This is a genomic window from Mesorhizobium sp. KR2-14 (genome assembly GCF_040049255.1).
Lineage (GTDB): Bacteria > Pseudomonadota > Alphaproteobacteria > Rhizobiales > Rhizobiaceae > Pseudaminobacter.
Genome location: NZ_JBDZDR010000007.1, coordinates 64,131 through 78,552 on the forward strand (window position 1 = coordinate 64,131; position 14,422 = coordinate 78,552).

Consider the following 14,422-nt stretch of genomic DNA (forward strand, 5'->3'; position numbering starts at 1 on the left):
CCAAGTGCCGAGACAGGCGATCCGGAATCAGGCCGGATTACATGCGCAAGAAGCGCGCGTCGCCGATGAGTGCTGCGAAGGCAGCCGGGGATTTCTATCCGACTTGGCGCAATATGCAAGTCTGGGTGTCTGAAAACGCGTGCGGGATCGCGCACTCATTGACCGAGCGATAGACAGAAATCTGCGAGGATACGACTTGGTGCAGATCAGGAACGCGGCTCTTTGTGCGAGAAGAAAGAAGGCTGGACGACGGCGCTGATCGATCCACATCTGTGTTCAGAAAGAGAGCCCCCATGCGCAATCCCGTGTCCAACTCAGCCAAATGCAAGGTTCGGCTGGATTCCGGTGTAGCCGTCGTCGAGCGCCTGAGGCGTGAACTGGGCGAGGCAGGGATGGGAAACAGCTGATGGCCGCCTATCAACACCCCTCAGGGCACGACCGCTCGATGCTGCGCAGCCTTCGCAAGTCCGGCGAGACGGAGCGAGACGGCCGCGGCCGCATCGCGTCGATGCCGCCGATCCTGCAATACGGCTTCCGGCCGTTCTTCTTCCTGGCCGCGCTCTATGCGGGGTTGGCAATTCCGGCCTGGCTCTGGATTTATGCGGCGGGCGGGTCTCTTCCGGGGCCATTTCCAAGCCTCGACTGGCATGTCCACGAGATGCTGTTCGGCTATCTCGCGGCTGTGATCACCGGCTTTGTTCTGACCGCGGTTCCGAACTGGACGGGGCGCCTTCCACTCAGTGGCTGGCCGCTTGTCGGGCTGGTCGGGCTATGGCTGGCCGGCCGGGCCGCCTGCGCGTTCCTGCCCGTTCCGTCGCTCGCGATGGCGGTCGACCTCGCGTTTCCGGCAGTTCTGGCCTTGGCCCTGTGGCGAGAAATCATTGCCGGACGGAACTGGAAAAACCTGCCGGTCGCGGCGATGATCACGCTTTTCGGCGCGGCAAACGCGCTGCATCACACAGCGAACCTCGGACTGACCCCTTCGGGCCTTGGCCCGCGGCTCGCGCTTGCTGTCGTTGCCATGCTGATCGCGCTGATCGGCGGGCGCATCGTCCCCAGCTTCACGCGCAACTGGCTGGTCAAAAACGGCGACGCCCGCTTGCCGGCTGTGTTCGGGCGCCTCGACAAGGCGGCGCTCGTGGCGACGGCGGCCGCCATGAGCCTCTGGGTAACCGTTCCGGAATCGATCGTCACAGGCATCGCGCAGATCGTCGCGGGAGCCCTGCTTGCCGCCCGCACCGCGCGGCTCAATCGCCTTCGATTTTCACGTTGATGTGCCCGTTGTCGTATACCTGCACCTTCAGGTTCGGGTTGCCTTTCTGGACCTCGTATTCGACGCCGCTGCCCATCCGCCAGTCGTGGACGGGGGTAGTCTCGCCCCATCGGTTGGGCTTTGAGCTAAAGAATTTGTCCGGACGGTCGTTCGGGTCGCGCAGGTTGAAATCGTAGAAGTTCTTCCGATCCTGGAGAACGATCTCCTTGGCGCTGGTCAGCCGCTTGCCGTTGTTGTCGAATTTGTCCTTTTCGCTGATGTGGGTCGTGTAGGTTTCGACAAGCTTGGGAGGTGCCGACGCGGCTGCAGGGTCGGCAGTCTTCGCAGGCAGCACCGCGCGGCTTTCCTGCTCAGGGTGTTTGTCTGCCGTGCAAGCACTGACCAGTGCGGTTGCAATAAAGACGGAAACAGTACCGATGCGCTTCAAAGTAGAGCCTCCTCGCTCCGTGCATTGACGGGAGGAAGCTCTAAAGCGATTCCCCTGGTCTGGATAGGATCGCATGATGTTGCCTGCCGGCTCAGGCCTCCTGCTCGGCCGGTGTGCGCGGGTCGAGGCGGACCGCCTCGGGCGTGACGCCGCGCTCGGAGGGCAAGGTCTTGAACGCTTCGCGGTCTTCCACCGGCACCGGCGCGCGGCGGCTGATGCGCAGCAGCGTGTAGCCGGCCAGCATGAAGTGCGCGAGGGCGGTGGACAGGAACAGGCTTTCCGGGCTCATCGAGCCCATCAGGCCGGCGCCGATGACCGGGCCGATCATCGTGCCGAAGCCGTAGAGCAGCAGCAAGCCGCCCGAAACCTTGACGAAATCTTCCGGGCGGGCGTGGTCGTTGGCATGCGCGACGGCCAGCGAATAGAGCGTATAAGCGAGCGCGCCATAGGCGGCGGTCATCGCGATGACCATGACGCCACTGCGGGGGGCGGCCAGGAAGATCAGCACGCCGACCGCAGCAGAGCCGAAAGCGGCGGCGGCAAGGACGTAGCGACGGTCGGTCCTGTCGGAGATGCGGCCCATCGGCATCTGCATGGCAGCACCCGCCACCACCACCAGGCTCATCATCAGAGCGATCTGGGCGGTCGAGATGCCGATCCGTGCGCCATAGACCGCACCCAGCGTGCCCCAGGCGCCGTTTGCCACGCCGATCAGCAGGCAGGCGACGAAGGAGACCGGCGAGTTGGCGTAAAGCCCCTTCAGGTCCAGCGACACGTCTTGCAGCGGCTTGGGATGGGCGGCGCTGGACACCGCCGTGGGGATGAGCGAGAGGCAGAAGAAGATGCCGGCGACCATGAATAGTGAATCGTTGCTCACGTCGCCCGCCGCCACCATCATCTGGCCGGCCATGATCGAGGCATAGGTGACCATCATGTAGAGGCCGAACACCGTGCCGCGGTTCTCGTTGGTGGCGCGCTCGTTGAGCCAGCTTTCGATGACCATGAAGGCGCCGGCCATGGCAAAGCCGGTGAAGGCGCGCAGCACGATCCACACCCACTCGTCGATCCACAACCCGGTGAGCAGCGCGATGATCGCTGCCGAGGCGGCGAAGGTGCCGAAGGTGCGGACATGGCCCGCCCGGCGCACCAGGCGTGGGGCGAAGTAGCAGCCGGCCACGAATCCGCCGGCCCAGGCGGTGCCCATCAGGCCGAGAGCCGCGGTGGAAAAGCCTTCTTCCTGGCCACGCAGGGGCAGCAGCAGGCCGTGCAGGCCCGAAGCCGCCAGCAGGAAGGCGGTGCCACGCAGGAGCGAGAAGATCGGTTTATAGGCTGCAAGCATGCGTCTGTCCGGCGAATCGGAATTGAGGAGGGGTATCCCTTGAAGATACCGACATTCCGACTTTTCGGCGGCGCGCCTGCGACATGTTCGGCCAATTAACCGCGCTTGAACAAGGCCTCGGCGGCGTTCTTGGTGGCATCCCTGGACTTCAGCTCTGCCTCCAGCCGCGCGAGCTCCGCCTTGAGCTGGGCGATTCGCTCGGCAAGGTCGCCGACCGAGAGCAGCGAAAGGTCCTGCCCGACGACATGCTGAGCTGTGGGTTTCCTGGGTTCGTCGTCGAAGATCGCCATTGTCGCCTCGCCAGTGCTTCCTGCCGGTTTGCCAGTCGAGGCGCCAGCCTACATAAGGGGGGGCACAAGATGCAAATTCCGGACGCCCGACAGGCGGCCGAAGAAAGGAAGGCGAGCGATGACCAGCGGCGTGACGTTGCCCGAGAAGATGATGGCGGTGGCGATCACCACCCCCGGCGGCCCGATGGTGCTGAAGCCCGAGCGGCGCGACGTGCCGCTTCCCGGCCCCGGCGAAATCCTCATCCGGGTCAAGGCCGCCGGCGTCAACCGGCCGGACGTGGCACAACGCAAGGGCGTCTATCCACCGCCGCCAGGCGCTTCCGACCTGCCGGGGCTGGAAGTATCGGGCGAGGTCGCCGCACTTGGCGCCGAGGTCAAGCGTTGGCGCGTCGGCGACCAGGTCTGCGCGCTGACCCCAGGCGGCGGCTATGCCGAATATGCCAGGGTGCACGAGACCAATGCGCTGCCGATCCCCGCCGGCTTCACCTACACCGAGGCGGCAGCCCTGCCCGAAACCTTCTTCACCGTGTGGCACAACGTGTTCCAGCGCGGCGGGCTGAAGGGCGGCGAGGCGTTTCTGGTGCATGGCGGCTCCTCGGGCATCGGCACCACGGCGATCCAGCTTGCCGCTGCATTCGGCGCCTATGTCATCACCACCGCCGGCAGCGCGGAGAAATGCGAAGCCTGCCTGCGGCTGGGGGCGGACCGCGCAATCAACTACCGCACCGAGGATTTCGTGGCTGCGGTCAAGCAGGCGACCGAAGGGCGCGGCGCCAATGTCATCCTCGACATGGTCGGCGGCGACTATGTCGCCCGCAATTACGAAGCAGCTGCCGTGGAGGGCCGCATCGTGCAGATCGCCACGATGGGCGGGGCGGTGGCCAGCACCGACTTTTCCAGGTTGATGGTGAAGCGGCTGGTTCACACCGGTTCCACGCTCAGGCCGCGCCCGGTGGAGGTCAAGGCCGACATTGCGGCGGGGCTGGAGGCGCATGTGTGGCCCCTGCTTTCCAGCCGCCGCATCTCGCCGGTGATGGATATGATCTTCCCGCTGCGCGAGGCGTGGCGCGCCCATGAGCGCATGGAGGAAGGCCAGCATATCGGCAAGATCGTGCTCGACGTGGCGTAGGGGCATGCCGGCGTAAGGCGCATGTCGTTGCCGGCATCCTGCCCCGCACGTACCTCCACCCCTAACCCCTCCCCACAAGGGGGAGGGGAACTTTGCTGCGTGGCCGCTCGGCGCCAACCTTCACCGTTTTTGGGGGCCACGACGCGGACGAAATCGTCCCCCTCCCCCCTGTGGGGAGGGGTTAGGGGTGGGGGTACAAGGCCGCTTGAGTGATTGACGCTTGCCATGCGCCCACCCAGCGCTCTTGCGCCGCACCGGCCCTCCGCTATGGCTCCGGGCGTTCGTCATTCGAAAAGCCAAATCGTTGGCTTTTCGTCCGCTTCGCGGACCATTCCTCACCCTCCACATTCGCGTGGCCAGCCGCCGCCGAGGCCCGGCTTGGGGGCTCGTCACCCAGCACGCCACGTAGCGCCACCAGCCCGGACGCCGTCGCCCTCCACGCGCATCCGGTTCATGACCCGTGTTCCCGCGAGGGCGATGCGGCCATTATGCCGGCTGCGCAAAAGGCGGGGATGAAGGAGGCGGAACTATTTCGTAGATCGCAACCGGTTCAAGGACTTGCGGCCGGACGCGGCCGGATTTCATCCACCTGAACGCGCAGCCGCGCGGGCGAAGCTGGTCGAGACGGCCGGATGAAGTTGGCGCCGGCCGGCCGAAATGCGCCGTTTTCTGGGCACTTCCGCCGCAAAATGGTCGCGAGTGGGTCCTGAAACGGTCCCACATGCCTGTTGAGTCCACCGCGGTGATGGACACCCTACGACAATCAAGAAATGGGCGCGCGGGATGCGCGATCTGGAATATGCGAGCTTTTTTCGTTGCACTGGTTGCATTGATTGCCGCGGTGACGGCTTCGGATATGGCCCTGGCGGCACCGCGGCCGCAACCTACCAAGCAGGATGTGCTGGCCTGGATGAACGCCTATAATCCGAGCCGCGACCTTGCCCGGGCGCCATCGGTGATGAAGGCGGCGAGCGAAATCGGCCTGCTGAACGATCCGGAAGCGGCGGGCATGTATGTCGGCTTCATGGCCGGCATGATCGGCTCGAAGCCGAAAAGCGCCGATGACACCGTCAAGAAGCTGCTGGTGCTGCGCACGGCCGATCATTGGGCCATCGTGCGCGCCATCGCCTATTCCGGCCACCCCGACTGGCGTGGGCTGATGACGCGGTCGGCGCCGAAGATACCGACGCGCAAGCTGATGGCGCAGCGCTACCTGGAGGGCAAGCTGCCGACCCCGGACACGCCCGTGGCCGAAGAGAAGACCACGTGGAAGGACCGTGCCAACCCGGCCAAATGGTTTGCCCGGAAGAAGGAGGACAGGGAGATTCCGCTGGAGCAGCGCCCGGAGATGCTGGACGTCTACTGGGGCTATTATTACGCCGCCCGCAGCGCCGCTCCGCTCCAGCGCATGATCAGGATGCTGCCGTGGTCGGTCGAGCGCGACAATGTCGAGAAGCTGACGATCGGCAGCATGGCCAAGTTCACCTTGGCCATGAACGCCTCGCGCGACCAGAAGCTGCTGCAGCAGCTGAAGAAGCTGCATGGGCAGCAGACCGACAGGGAGACGGCGAAGCAGCTTGCAGAAACGATCGAAGCCGCCGAGACCGTCGAGATCTCGTCGCTGCGCAAGACCGCGATGGACCGGCTCGAGGACCTCAAGCGGATGGGCCCCGGCTCCAAGCGCGACGTGGCATGGTGGGGCAAGCTGGGGCAGGGCGCGCTTTCGATAGGGTGCATCGCGGCCGCGGCAACCGGCCAGGTGGCGCTCGGCATTCCCTGCGTGGTGGGTGGCGCGGCATCGTCGGCGGTGCTGAACTACTGGGCGGCGCCGTAAGACTGTAGAACTCAGCCCACGGGGCCGGCGGCGTCCGACGGCTCCTGGCCCACGGCCGCCGAGCGCCGCCTCATCAGCACCGAGTGCTTGTGGCCGTAGAGGAAATAGACTGCCAGGCCGATGGCCAGCCACACGATCAGCCGCAGCCAGGTGTCGAGCGGCAGGCCGGCCATCAGCAGCAGGCAGAACAATATGCCCAGTATGGGCACCACCGGAACGCCGGGGGCGCGGAACGGCCGCGCGGCGGTGGCGTCGCTCCTGCGTAGATAGAGTACCGCGCCGCACACCAGCACGAAGGCAAACAGCGTGCCGATGCTGACCATCTCGCCCAGGATGCCGATCGGGGTAAGCGCGGCGATGATGGCGACCACCGTGCCGATCACGATCTGGCTCTTCCATGGCGTTCTGCGGACGGGGTGGATCTCCGTGAATATTGGCGGTAGCAGGCCGTCGTGGGCGATGGTGAAGAATATGCGGCTCTGGGCGTAGAGCAGGACCAGGATGACCGTGGTCAGGCCGGCGATCGCGCCGACCTTGATCAGCACCGAGAACCAGGTAAGCCCGATGACGTCGACGGCCCTTGCGATGGGGTCGGCGACGTTGAGGTCCTGATAGGGCACGATGCCGGTGAGTACCGCCGCAACCGCGATGTAGAGCAGGGTGCAGATGGCAAGCGAGCCCAGTATGCCGATGGGCATGTCGCGCTGCGGGTTCCTGGCTTCCTGGGCTGCGGTGGAAACCGCGTCGAAGCCGATGAAGGCGAAGAACACCACCGCCGCGCCGCGCAATATGCCGCTCCAGCCGAACTGCCCGAACTCGCCGGTGTTTTCGGGGATCAGCGGATGCCAGTTGGCCGGCGAGACATAGGCCGCGCCGATGAGGATGAAGGCCAGCACCACGGCGAGCTTCACCGCGACCATGACGTTGTTGAGCCGCGCCGATTCGGATGTGCCGATGACGAGCAGGTAGGTCAGCACGGCGACGATGAAGGCCGCCGGCAGGTTGACGATGCCGTGGACCACCGTGCCGTCGGCAAGCTTGTCGGCCACCGTTCCCGGCGCCGCCGCGAAGGCCGGCGGAAAGGCGATGCCGAAGTTCTTCAGCAGGCTGACGACGTAGCCCGACCAGCCGACGGAAACGGTTGCCGCGCCCATGGCGTATTCGAGGATGAGGTCCCAGCCGATGATCCAGGCCACGAGTTCGCCGAGCGTGACATAGGTGTAGGTGTAGGTGCTGCCCGAAACCGGGATCAGCGCCGCAAGCTCGGCATAACACAGCCCGACGAAGCTGCAGGCGATGCCGGCCAGGACGAAGGAGAGCATGACACCCGGCCCCGCAAACTGCGCCGCCGCGGTTCCGGTCAGCACGAATATGCCGGCGCCGATGATGCAGCCGATGCCGAGCGCCGTGATGCTGAACGCTCCCAGGCTGGGCACAAGCTTGTGCCCCCTTGCGCCGCGGACGATTTCGGCCAGGGGCTTGCGGTGCATGTAGTCGGCCAGGGACATGGCTTCATTTCCTGGGCGCCGAGTGCTCCTGCCGCCTGGCCGGCCGCGCCACGAATTGCGGATTTCGGTCCGACAATTCGCCATGGCGGGCGCGGGTTCCGGCCGGCTGCGAAAATCGCGAAGTCGTGTAGGCGTCGGCGCGTGCCGTTCGCTTCCAGCGTTCAGGCGGCTGTGGCGATGACGCTTTGATCGCGGTCAATGATGCGGGGGCGCTATGCGCGCTAGAGTTGCGGGCCCGCAATTCTGCTCGCGCGGGCTGCTCACGGAGTTTTGCGCCATGAATGCCCTGATCGGAAAGGCCGTTCTTCTTGCCGCGGTAGCCGCAGCCGCAATCATCCCGCCGGCCGCCGCCTGTACCGGGATCATGCTGAAAACGAAGGACGGGTCCATCGTGCATGGACGCACGGTCGAATTCGGCACGACCATCGAAAGCTCCATCGCCGTGGTTCCGCGCGGATATGCTTTCGTCGGCCAGACCCCGAGCGGCGACGGACTGAAATATTCGGCCAAGCACGCGGCCGTCGGGGCGATCGCGTTCAAGGACCTGAAGCTTCTGGACGGGCTCAACGACGCTGGGCTGGCGGTCGGGGCATTCTATTTCCCGACCTTTGCCGGCTATACGGCGGTCACGCCCGCCAACCAGGAAAAGGCGCTATCCCCGGCCGATTTCACCAACTGGCTTTTGACGCAGTTCGGGTCGGTCGATGAGGCGCGCGAGGCGGTGGAGAGCGAGGCTGTCATCATCGCGCCCACCGTGCTGCAGGGGTGGGGACCGGAGCCGCCGCCGTTCCACTATGTCGTCTATGACAGGACCGGCGCCAGCATCGTCATCGAGCCGATAGCCGGGCGGCTCGTGGTGCACGACAACCCGCTGGGCGTGATGACCAACTCGCCGGCATTCGACTGGCACATGACCAATCTGCGCAACTACATCGCGCTCAATCCGCGCAACGTGCCGCCGATCACCATCGACGGGAAGGTTTTCCAGCAGCTGGGGCAGGGCAGCGGCATGCTGGGCCTGCCCGGCGACTTCACGCCGCCTTCGCGCTTCGTGCGCGCCGCCGTGTTCAGCGCCACGGCCATCCCGTCCGACAATGCCGCGCAAGGCATCGAGCAGGTCTTCCACATCCTCAACAATTTCGACATTCCGGTGGGCGTGGCGCGGGAAGAGGATGGCGGTGTTATGCACACCGACTACACGATGGTTACCACCGCCCGCGATCCGCAGAGCCTGCGCTATTATTACAAGACCTACGACGACCAGACGATCCGCATGGTCGACCTGACGAAATTCGATCCCGAGGGCAAGAAAATCCGGCTGTTGAGCACCAGGGGCGCGCAGCCGGTCGTGGATATGACTGATCAGGTGAAGTAACGGGAAGTGCTGGCGGCGTCGAATTGGGCGGAGCGCGCGCAACACGCCCGTTTGCGCGCAGTTTTCACCGGTGGGGTGCGGTGCGCGCGGGCGGGCGGCAAGCGTTCGACTTGCCATTCCTCGGCGTTTTTTGTCGGGGACGGAGGCCGGCGGCGGTTTCCCGATCATGGGAATCTCGTGAAGTTTTCTTGCTCCAGGGCCCGAACAGCGTTATATAACCGTCGAATTCCCGATTTCGGTGGTCTTGATCCACCGCCCGCGTAAAGGGACGCGGGCGAACGAGAGGATATTTTCGATGGCCAATACGCTGCTTATGCCCAAGGCGACCGCCGTCTGGCTGGTCGACAACACGGCGCTTTCCTTCGACCAGATCGCGCAGTTCTGTTCGCTGCACCCGCTGGAAGTGAAGGCGATTGCCGACGGCGAATCGGCCCAGGGCATCAAGGGGATGGACCCGGTCATGACCGGCCAGCTCTCGCGCGAGGAGATCGCCCGCGGCGAGCGTGACATCAACCATCGCCTCAAGCTTTCCGAGCCCAAGGTGCGGGTGCCCGAGACCAAGCGCAAGGGCCCACGCTACACGCCGCTTTCCAAGCGCCAGGATCGCCCCAACGCCATTCTGTGGCTGGTGCGCAACCACCCCGAGCTGAAGGACGCGGCGATTTCGCGCCTGGTCGGCACCACCAAGTCGACCATCGAGCAGATCCGCGAGCGCAAGCACTGGAACTCGGCCAACCTGGTGCCGATGGATCCGGTGACGCTGGGCCTGTGCTCGCAGATCGACCTCGACATCGAGGTGCAGCGCGCCTCGCATGGCCGCCCCGCCGCCGCCCCCACGGGCGAGACCCTGCTGCCGGCCTCCATGACCGAGCGGATGGAGCCGGAGCTGGAGAAGCACGCCGAGGAAGAGAAGGAGCTGGACGCCAACGCGGTGTTCGCCAAGCTTTCCTCGCTGAAGTCCAGCCACGACGACGAAGACGAGGACGATCTTCACCGCCGCTGAATAGCATTGGAACAACAAAAAACCCCGCTTTGGCGGGGTTTTTTGTTGGGCGCAAGGCAGGCTCAGGCGTTGGGGATGAACTTCAGGACGCCGACGATGTCGGACCCGGAATCCTCCTTCCGGTCGGAAGGATGGTTGACGCCGTCCGTGACGGCGACCTCGGCGAAATCGAACGGGCTTATCCCTTCCAGGCAAGCGGCGTTGACGCCGAACTGGTTGGGGTTCGACCGGCGCTGGTGATGGGTATAGATGCCGCATTTCGAGCAGAAGTAGTGTTTGGCGGTGCCGGTGTTGAACTGGTAGAGGGTCAGCGCGTCGGCGCCGGAGACGATTTCCACGCCGCCCAGCTCGGCCGTTACCGCGACCGCGCCGCGCATGCGGCAATAGGAACAGGTGCAACGACGCGCGGAGCGCAGGCCATCGGTCAGCTTGACGCGCAGGCGCACCGTGCCGCAGTGGCACGCTCCGTCGATCTCGCGAATATCCATGTCCATTTGGGTCTCCGTCGATTGGCGCCTGAGCATCCGTGCCGAAGCCTGATCGGGCGAGGCAGGCCGGACGGCCTCAGACACGCATCGAGCGGCTGATGCCGTCGCCGGAATATTCGTTGCGCTCGACGCGGCGGTAGAAGTCGGCGAGCTGCTTGCCGCGCTCGGGCCGGAAGCTGCGCCCCGCCGCGGTGACCCTGGCGATGCGGTCGATGCGGAAGGCGCGGAAATCGTCGCGCATCTCGCACCAGGCCACCAGCGTCCACACCTTGCCCCAGAACCAGAGGCCGAGCGGGCGCACGTCGCGCATGGTGCCACGGCCGGCCTCGTCGCGATAGTCGAGGGCGAGCACGTCGCGCTTTTCGATGGAGCGTTCGAGGATGTCGATGGCGTCGCGGTCGGCGTCGCTGACCACCCACATCGGCGTGTGGATCTCGGTGCGGGCGATGCGGCTCTTTTCCGAATCGGGCAGCACGGCGCCGATCTTGACCAGAGCCTCGTCGGCCGCGCGGGCCATGGTGGCCCCGCCGAAGGCGCGCACCATGCGGGCACCCGCCACCAGCGCCACGATCTCGTCGCGTGTGAACATCAGCGGCGGCAGGTCGAAGCCTTCGCGCATCATGTAGCCGACGCCGGCCTCGCCATCGATGGGCACGCCGGTGGACTGCAGGTCGGCGATGTCGCGGTAGATGGTGCGCTCGGACACTTCGAGCCACGCACCGAGCTTCTGCGCGGTGACGAGGCGCCCGCCACGCAGGTGCTGAACGATCTGGAAGAGCCGGTCGGCGCGTCGCATGGCAATCCACTATCAAAGCTGGCCACTGTCAAAGCTGGCTATCGAGGGCCGCATGTTGGCATGGGTCTCCTGACAACATAATGTCAGGAGCGTTCGGCGTCTGTCAGGAAAATTCGCGCGCGAAAAGCCTTTCCATTTCCGCCACATGCTCCGCGCGCTCGGGATAGAGCGCCTTCAGGAAAGCGAGCGCGAAGGTGCCGGGCGCCGAGCCGGGCGCGGAAACGATGCGGTTGTCGGCGACCGCACAAGGCACGTCGCGATAGCGCGCCGCCCCGGCATAACCGGGCTCATGCTTCAGCAGCCACTCGCGGCCGTTGCTGGTGTGGTCGGCATCTTCGAACAGGCCGGCGCGGGCAAGCGCCAGCGTGCCTCCGCAGATGCCGCCGACCACGCCGCCGCGCTCCTCGACCGTGCACAGCAGGGCCGAGATGTCGGGCGTGCGTGGGGTTGCCCAGAGATCGGAGCCGATGACCGCAATGGCGTCGAGATCGGCGTTTTCGGCCGGATCGGCGCCGCGCTGCGGGGTGAGGCGAAAGCCGCTCATGGAGGTGACGGCCTCGCCGGTGGGCGTGAGCGACACGGCTCGCGCATCGAACCATTCGGCGAGCGAGCCGGAAAGCAGCCCGTATTCCCAGTCGGCGAAGCCTTCGACAAAGACGAAGCCGACCGATTTCTGGCGTGTCATGGCAGGTCCCTCCAGCATTTCAGCCGCGGTGCGCGCGCCGGGCCGCATATCTGTCCGGCCAGCCTATGTCCTTCAGGAGGCTTTCGGGAAGCGAATTCATGAAGCGTTCCGTGCGGACCTGGTCGCGCAAGGTCTGGAACTTGCCGACATACTTGCGGACGGCGTTAAAAACATCTGGCGTGAACATGGCGACTCTCCTCGGCTTGCAGGAGACACTGTCTCACACCCATCCTGACAGCGGTGCGTCAGGAGTGGCCGCCCGCGCAGGCGGGCAGCCGCCAGCGCGAACGGTTTCCACTTTTCGAGGTCACGCTCTGTGTCAGACGCCGATGCCGCGCGCGGCGAGCGCTGCCTTGATCTCCTCCAGGATGGCGGGATCGTCGATCGTGGCGGGCATGATCCACTCTTCCCTGTCGGCGATCTTCTGCATGGTGGAGCGCAGGATCTTGCCCGAGCGCGTCTTGGGCAGGCGCTTGATGGTGACCACCAGCTTCAAGGCGGCGACGGCGCCGATGCGGTCGCGCACAAGCTGCACGATCTCCTTCTCGATGATCGCCGGATCGCGCGTGGCGGCGGAGGACAGCACCACGAAGCCGCAGGGCACCTGGCCTTTGAGCGGGTCGTTGATGCCGACCACCGCGCATTCGGCGACATCCGGGTGCTCGGCCAGCACTTCCTCCATGCCGCCGGTGGAGAGCCGGTGGCCGGCGACATTGATGATGTCGTCGGTGCGGGCCATGATGAAGAGATAGCCGTCCTCGTCCAGATAGCCGGCATCGGCGGTCTTGTAGTAGCCGGGGAACTCGTCGAGATAGGCGCGGCGGAAGCGCTCGTCGGCGTGCCAGAGCGTGGGCAGGCAGCAGGGCGGCAGCGGCAGCTTGATCACCACATTGCCGAGCGTGCCGGGGGCGACCGGGTGGCCGGCGTCGTCCAGAACCTGCACGTCGTAGCCGGGCATGGCGACTCCCGGCGAGCCATATTTGACCGGCAGCTGCCCAAGGCCGACCGGGTTGTGGCTGATCGGGCCGCCGGTCTCGGTCTGCCACCAATGGTCGATGACCGGGCGGTTCAGCCGCTGCTCGGCCCATTTGATCGTCTCGGGGTCGGCGCGCTCGCCGGCCAGGAACAGGGTGCGGAACTTTTTGAGGTCGTAGCGGGCAAGATGCTCGCCGTTCGGGTCTTCCTTGCGGATAGCGCGGAAGGCGGTGGGCGCGGTAAACAGGGCGACCACGCCGTGCTCGGAAATGACGCGCCAGAAGGTGCCGGCGTCGGGCGTGCCGACCGGCTTGCCTTCGAACAGGACGGTGGTGCAGCCGTGGAAGAGCGGCGCATAGACGATGTAGGAGTGGCCGACCACCCAGCCGACATCGGACGCGGCCCAGAACACCTCGCCGGGCTTCACGCCGAATTCGTTCTCCATCGACCATTTCAGCGCGACCATGTGGCCGCCATTGTCGCGCACCACGCCCTTGGGCTGGCCGGTGGTGCCGGAGGTGTAGAGGATGTAGAGCGGGTCGGTGGCGAGCACCGGCACGCATGGCACCTGGCGGCCGGACGCCTTCGCGGCGGCGACGGCGTCCGCATAGTCGACGTCGCGGCCGGGGGTAAGCCCGCAGCGCTGCTCGTCGCGCTGGAGGACGATGCAGCGCTCGGGCTTGTGGCGGGCGATCTCGATTGCGCCGTCGAGAAGCGGCTTGTAGGCGACGATACGGCCGGGCTCGATGCCGCAGGAGGCCGAGACGATCAGCTTGGGCGTGGCGTCGTCGATGCGGGTGGCAAGCTCCTTGGCGGCGAAGCCGCCGAACACCACGGAATGGATGGCGCCCAGCCGCGCGCAGGCAAGCATGGCAAACACCGCTTCCGGCACCATGGGCATGTAGATGATGACGCGGTCGCCCTTGCCGACGCCCTGGTCCTGCAGCACGGCGGCAAGGGCCGTGACCTCGGCCAGCATCTCGGCATAGGTGAATTTCTGCTGCCGGACGGTGACCGGGCTGTCGTAGATGAGCGCGACCTGATCGGCGCGACCACCGGCGACGTGGCGGTCGACGGCATTGTGGCAGGTGTTGCATTCGGCGCCGGCGAACCAGCGGCCATAGACGCCAGTGTCGGGGTCGAAGACCTTGTCCCACGGCTTGAACCAGTCGATGTCGCGCGCGGCCTCGGCCCAGAATTCTTCCGGGGCGCGTTTCCAGCTTTCATAGACTTCATGGTAGCGCGAAGACATCAAGATACCTCCCAAGTATCGGTCCGGCTTGTTGCTGGCCGGCATTCC

At 65.6% G+C, this 14,422-nt stretch carries 14 protein-coding genes; 5 read left to right on the forward strand and 9 right to left on the reverse strand.

Annotated features, from left to right (window positions below):
- Window positions 1-508: 508 nt before the first annotated feature.
- Window positions 509-1,273 (forward strand): NnrS family protein, encoded by a 765-nt coding sequence (locus ABLE86_RS17480; RefSeq protein WP_348780253.1) that lies wholly within the window; start codon window positions 509-511, stop codon window positions 1,271-1,273.
- Here the strand turns inward: ABLE86_RS17480 and ABLE86_RS17485 are convergent.
- The 3 genes from ABLE86_RS17485 to ABLE86_RS17495 form a co-directional block, all read right to left on the reverse strand.
- On the reverse strand, window positions 1,248-1,700 hold the full coding sequence (locus ABLE86_RS17485; RefSeq protein WP_348780254.1) for a hypothetical protein: 453 nt from the start codon (window positions 1,698-1,700) through the stop codon (window positions 1,248-1,250). The genes ABLE86_RS17480 and ABLE86_RS17485 overlap by 26 nt on opposite strands.
- A gap of 91 nt (window positions 1,701-1,791) precedes the next feature.
- Window positions 1,792-3,039 carry an MFS transporter gene (locus tag ABLE86_RS17490; RefSeq protein WP_348780255.1) on the reverse strand — a complete coding sequence of 416 codons (1,248 nt, stop codon included), beginning with the start codon at window positions 3,037-3,039 and terminating at the stop codon, window positions 1,792-1,794.
- 95 nt (window positions 3,040-3,134) lie between these two features.
- Window positions 3,135-3,329: a DUF1192 domain-containing protein gene (locus ABLE86_RS17495; RefSeq protein ID WP_348780256.1), complete on the reverse strand. Its 195-nt coding sequence runs from the start codon at window positions 3,327-3,329 to the stop codon at window positions 3,135-3,137.
- A gap of 148 nt (window positions 3,330-3,477) precedes the next feature.
- Here ABLE86_RS17495 and ABLE86_RS17500 point away from each other — a divergent pair, with 148 nt between their 5' ends.
- Together ABLE86_RS17500 and ABLE86_RS17505 are read left to right on the forward strand one after the other, a co-directional pair.
- Window positions 3,478-4,458: an NAD(P)H-quinone oxidoreductase gene (locus ABLE86_RS17500; RefSeq protein WP_348780434.1), complete on the forward strand. Its 981-nt coding sequence runs from the start codon at window positions 3,478-3,480 to the stop codon at window positions 4,456-4,458.
- Window positions 4,459-5,257: 799 nt separating this feature from the next.
- On the forward strand, window positions 5,258-6,292 hold the full coding sequence (locus ABLE86_RS17505) for a hypothetical protein (protein WP_348780257.1): 1,035 nt from the start codon (window positions 5,258-5,260) through the stop codon (window positions 6,290-6,292).
- 11 nt (window positions 6,293-6,303) lie between these two features.
- On the opposite strand, the gene ABLE86_RS17510 is transcribed toward ABLE86_RS17505, so the two are convergent.
- On the reverse strand, window positions 6,304-7,782 hold the full coding sequence (locus ABLE86_RS17510) for an amino acid permease (protein ID WP_348780435.1): 1,479 nt from the start codon (window positions 7,780-7,782) through the stop codon (window positions 6,304-6,306).
- Between the two features lie 295 nt (window positions 7,783-8,077).
- Between ABLE86_RS17510 and ABLE86_RS17515 the strand changes: the two genes are divergently transcribed.
- Together ABLE86_RS17515 and ABLE86_RS17520 are read left to right on the forward strand one after the other, a co-directional pair.
- Window positions 8,078-9,175: a choloylglycine hydrolase family protein gene (locus ABLE86_RS17515; RefSeq protein ID WP_348780258.1), complete on the forward strand. Its 1,098-nt coding sequence runs from the start codon at window positions 8,078-8,080 to the stop codon at window positions 9,173-9,175.
- A 295-nt stretch (window positions 9,176-9,470) separates the two neighbouring features.
- Window positions 9,471-10,178, forward strand: coding sequence for a DUF1013 domain-containing protein (locus ABLE86_RS17520; protein WP_348780259.1), 708 nt, complete (start codon window positions 9,471-9,473; stop codon window positions 10,176-10,178).
- 62 nt (window positions 10,179-10,240) lie between these two features.
- On the opposite strand, the gene ABLE86_RS17525 is transcribed toward ABLE86_RS17520, so the two are convergent.
- The 5 genes from ABLE86_RS17525 to ABLE86_RS17545 all read right to left on the reverse strand — a co-directional run bounded on the left by ABLE86_RS17525 (window position 10,241) and on the right by ABLE86_RS17545 (window position 14,374).
- Window positions 10,241-10,672 (reverse strand): GFA family protein, encoded by a 432-nt coding sequence (locus tag ABLE86_RS17525; protein ID WP_348780260.1) that lies wholly within the window; start codon window positions 10,670-10,672, stop codon window positions 10,241-10,243.
- 70 nt (window positions 10,673-10,742) lie between these two features.
- Window positions 10,743-11,462 (reverse strand): YafY family protein, encoded by a 720-nt coding sequence (locus ABLE86_RS17530; protein ID WP_348780261.1) that lies wholly within the window; start codon window positions 11,460-11,462, stop codon window positions 10,743-10,745.
- 103 nt (window positions 11,463-11,565) lie between these two features.
- Complete coding sequence (locus tag ABLE86_RS17535) at window positions 11,566-12,147, reverse strand: DJ-1/PfpI family protein (RefSeq protein ID WP_348780262.1); 582 nt, start codon at window positions 12,145-12,147, stop codon at window positions 11,566-11,568.
- 19 nt (window positions 12,148-12,166) lie between these two features.
- Complete coding sequence (locus tag ABLE86_RS17540; RefSeq protein ID WP_348780263.1) at window positions 12,167-12,334, reverse strand: hypothetical protein; 168 nt, start codon at window positions 12,332-12,334, stop codon at window positions 12,167-12,169.
- 132 nt (window positions 12,335-12,466) lie between these two features.
- Window positions 12,467-14,374, reverse strand: a complete 1,908-nt coding sequence (locus tag ABLE86_RS17545) for a propionyl-CoA synthetase (RefSeq protein WP_348780264.1) — start codon at window positions 14,372-14,374, stop codon at window positions 12,467-12,469.
- Window positions 14,375-14,422 lie beyond the last annotated feature (48 nt).

Bases quoted from the DNA above. Each gene is read 5' to 3' on its own strand.
- ABLE86_RS17545 (WP_348780264.1), bottom strand. From the start codon at position 14,374: ATGTCTTCGCGCTACCATGAAGTCTATGAAAGCTGGAAACGCGCCCCG.
- ABLE86_RS17515 (WP_348780258.1), top strand. From the start codon at position 8,078: ATGAATGCCCTGATCGGAAAGGCCGTTCTTCTTGCCGCGGTAGCCGCA.
- ABLE86_RS17525 (WP_348780260.1), bottom strand. From the start codon at position 10,672: ATGGACATGGATATTCGCGAGATCGACGGAGCGTGCCACTGCGGCACG.
- ABLE86_RS17510 (WP_348780435.1), bottom strand. From the start codon at position 7,782: ATGCACCGCAAGCCCCTGGCCGAAATCGTCCGCGGCGCAAGGGGGCAC.
- ABLE86_RS17520 (WP_348780259.1), top strand. From the start codon at position 9,471: ATGGCCAATACGCTGCTTATGCCCAAGGCGACCGCCGTCTGGCTGGTC.
- ABLE86_RS17530 (WP_348780261.1), bottom strand. From the start codon at position 11,462: ATGCGACGCGCCGACCGGCTCTTCCAGATCGTTCAGCACCTGCGTGGC.
- ABLE86_RS17500 (WP_348780434.1), top strand. From the start codon at position 3,478: ATGATGGCGGTGGCGATCACCACCCCCGGCGGCCCGATGGTGCTGAAG.
- ABLE86_RS17540 (WP_348780263.1), bottom strand. From the start codon at position 12,334: ATGTTCACGCCAGATGTTTTTAACGCCGTCCGCAAGTATGTCGGCAAG.
- ABLE86_RS17535 (WP_348780262.1), bottom strand. From the start codon at position 12,147: ATGACACGCCAGAAATCGGTCGGCTTCGTCTTTGTCGAAGGCTTCGCC.
- ABLE86_RS17495 (WP_348780256.1), bottom strand. From the start codon at position 3,329: ATGGCGATCTTCGACGACGAACCCAGGAAACCCACAGCTCAGCATGTC.
- ABLE86_RS17490 (WP_348780255.1), bottom strand. From the start codon at position 3,039: ATGCTTGCAGCCTATAAACCGATCTTCTCGCTCCTGCGTGGCACCGCC.
- ABLE86_RS17480 (WP_348780253.1), top strand. From the start codon at position 509: ATGCCGCCGATCCTGCAATACGGCTTCCGGCCGTTCTTCTTCCTGGCC.
- ABLE86_RS17505 (WP_348780257.1), top strand. From the start codon at position 5,258: ATGCGAGCTTTTTTCGTTGCACTGGTTGCATTGATTGCCGCGGTGACG.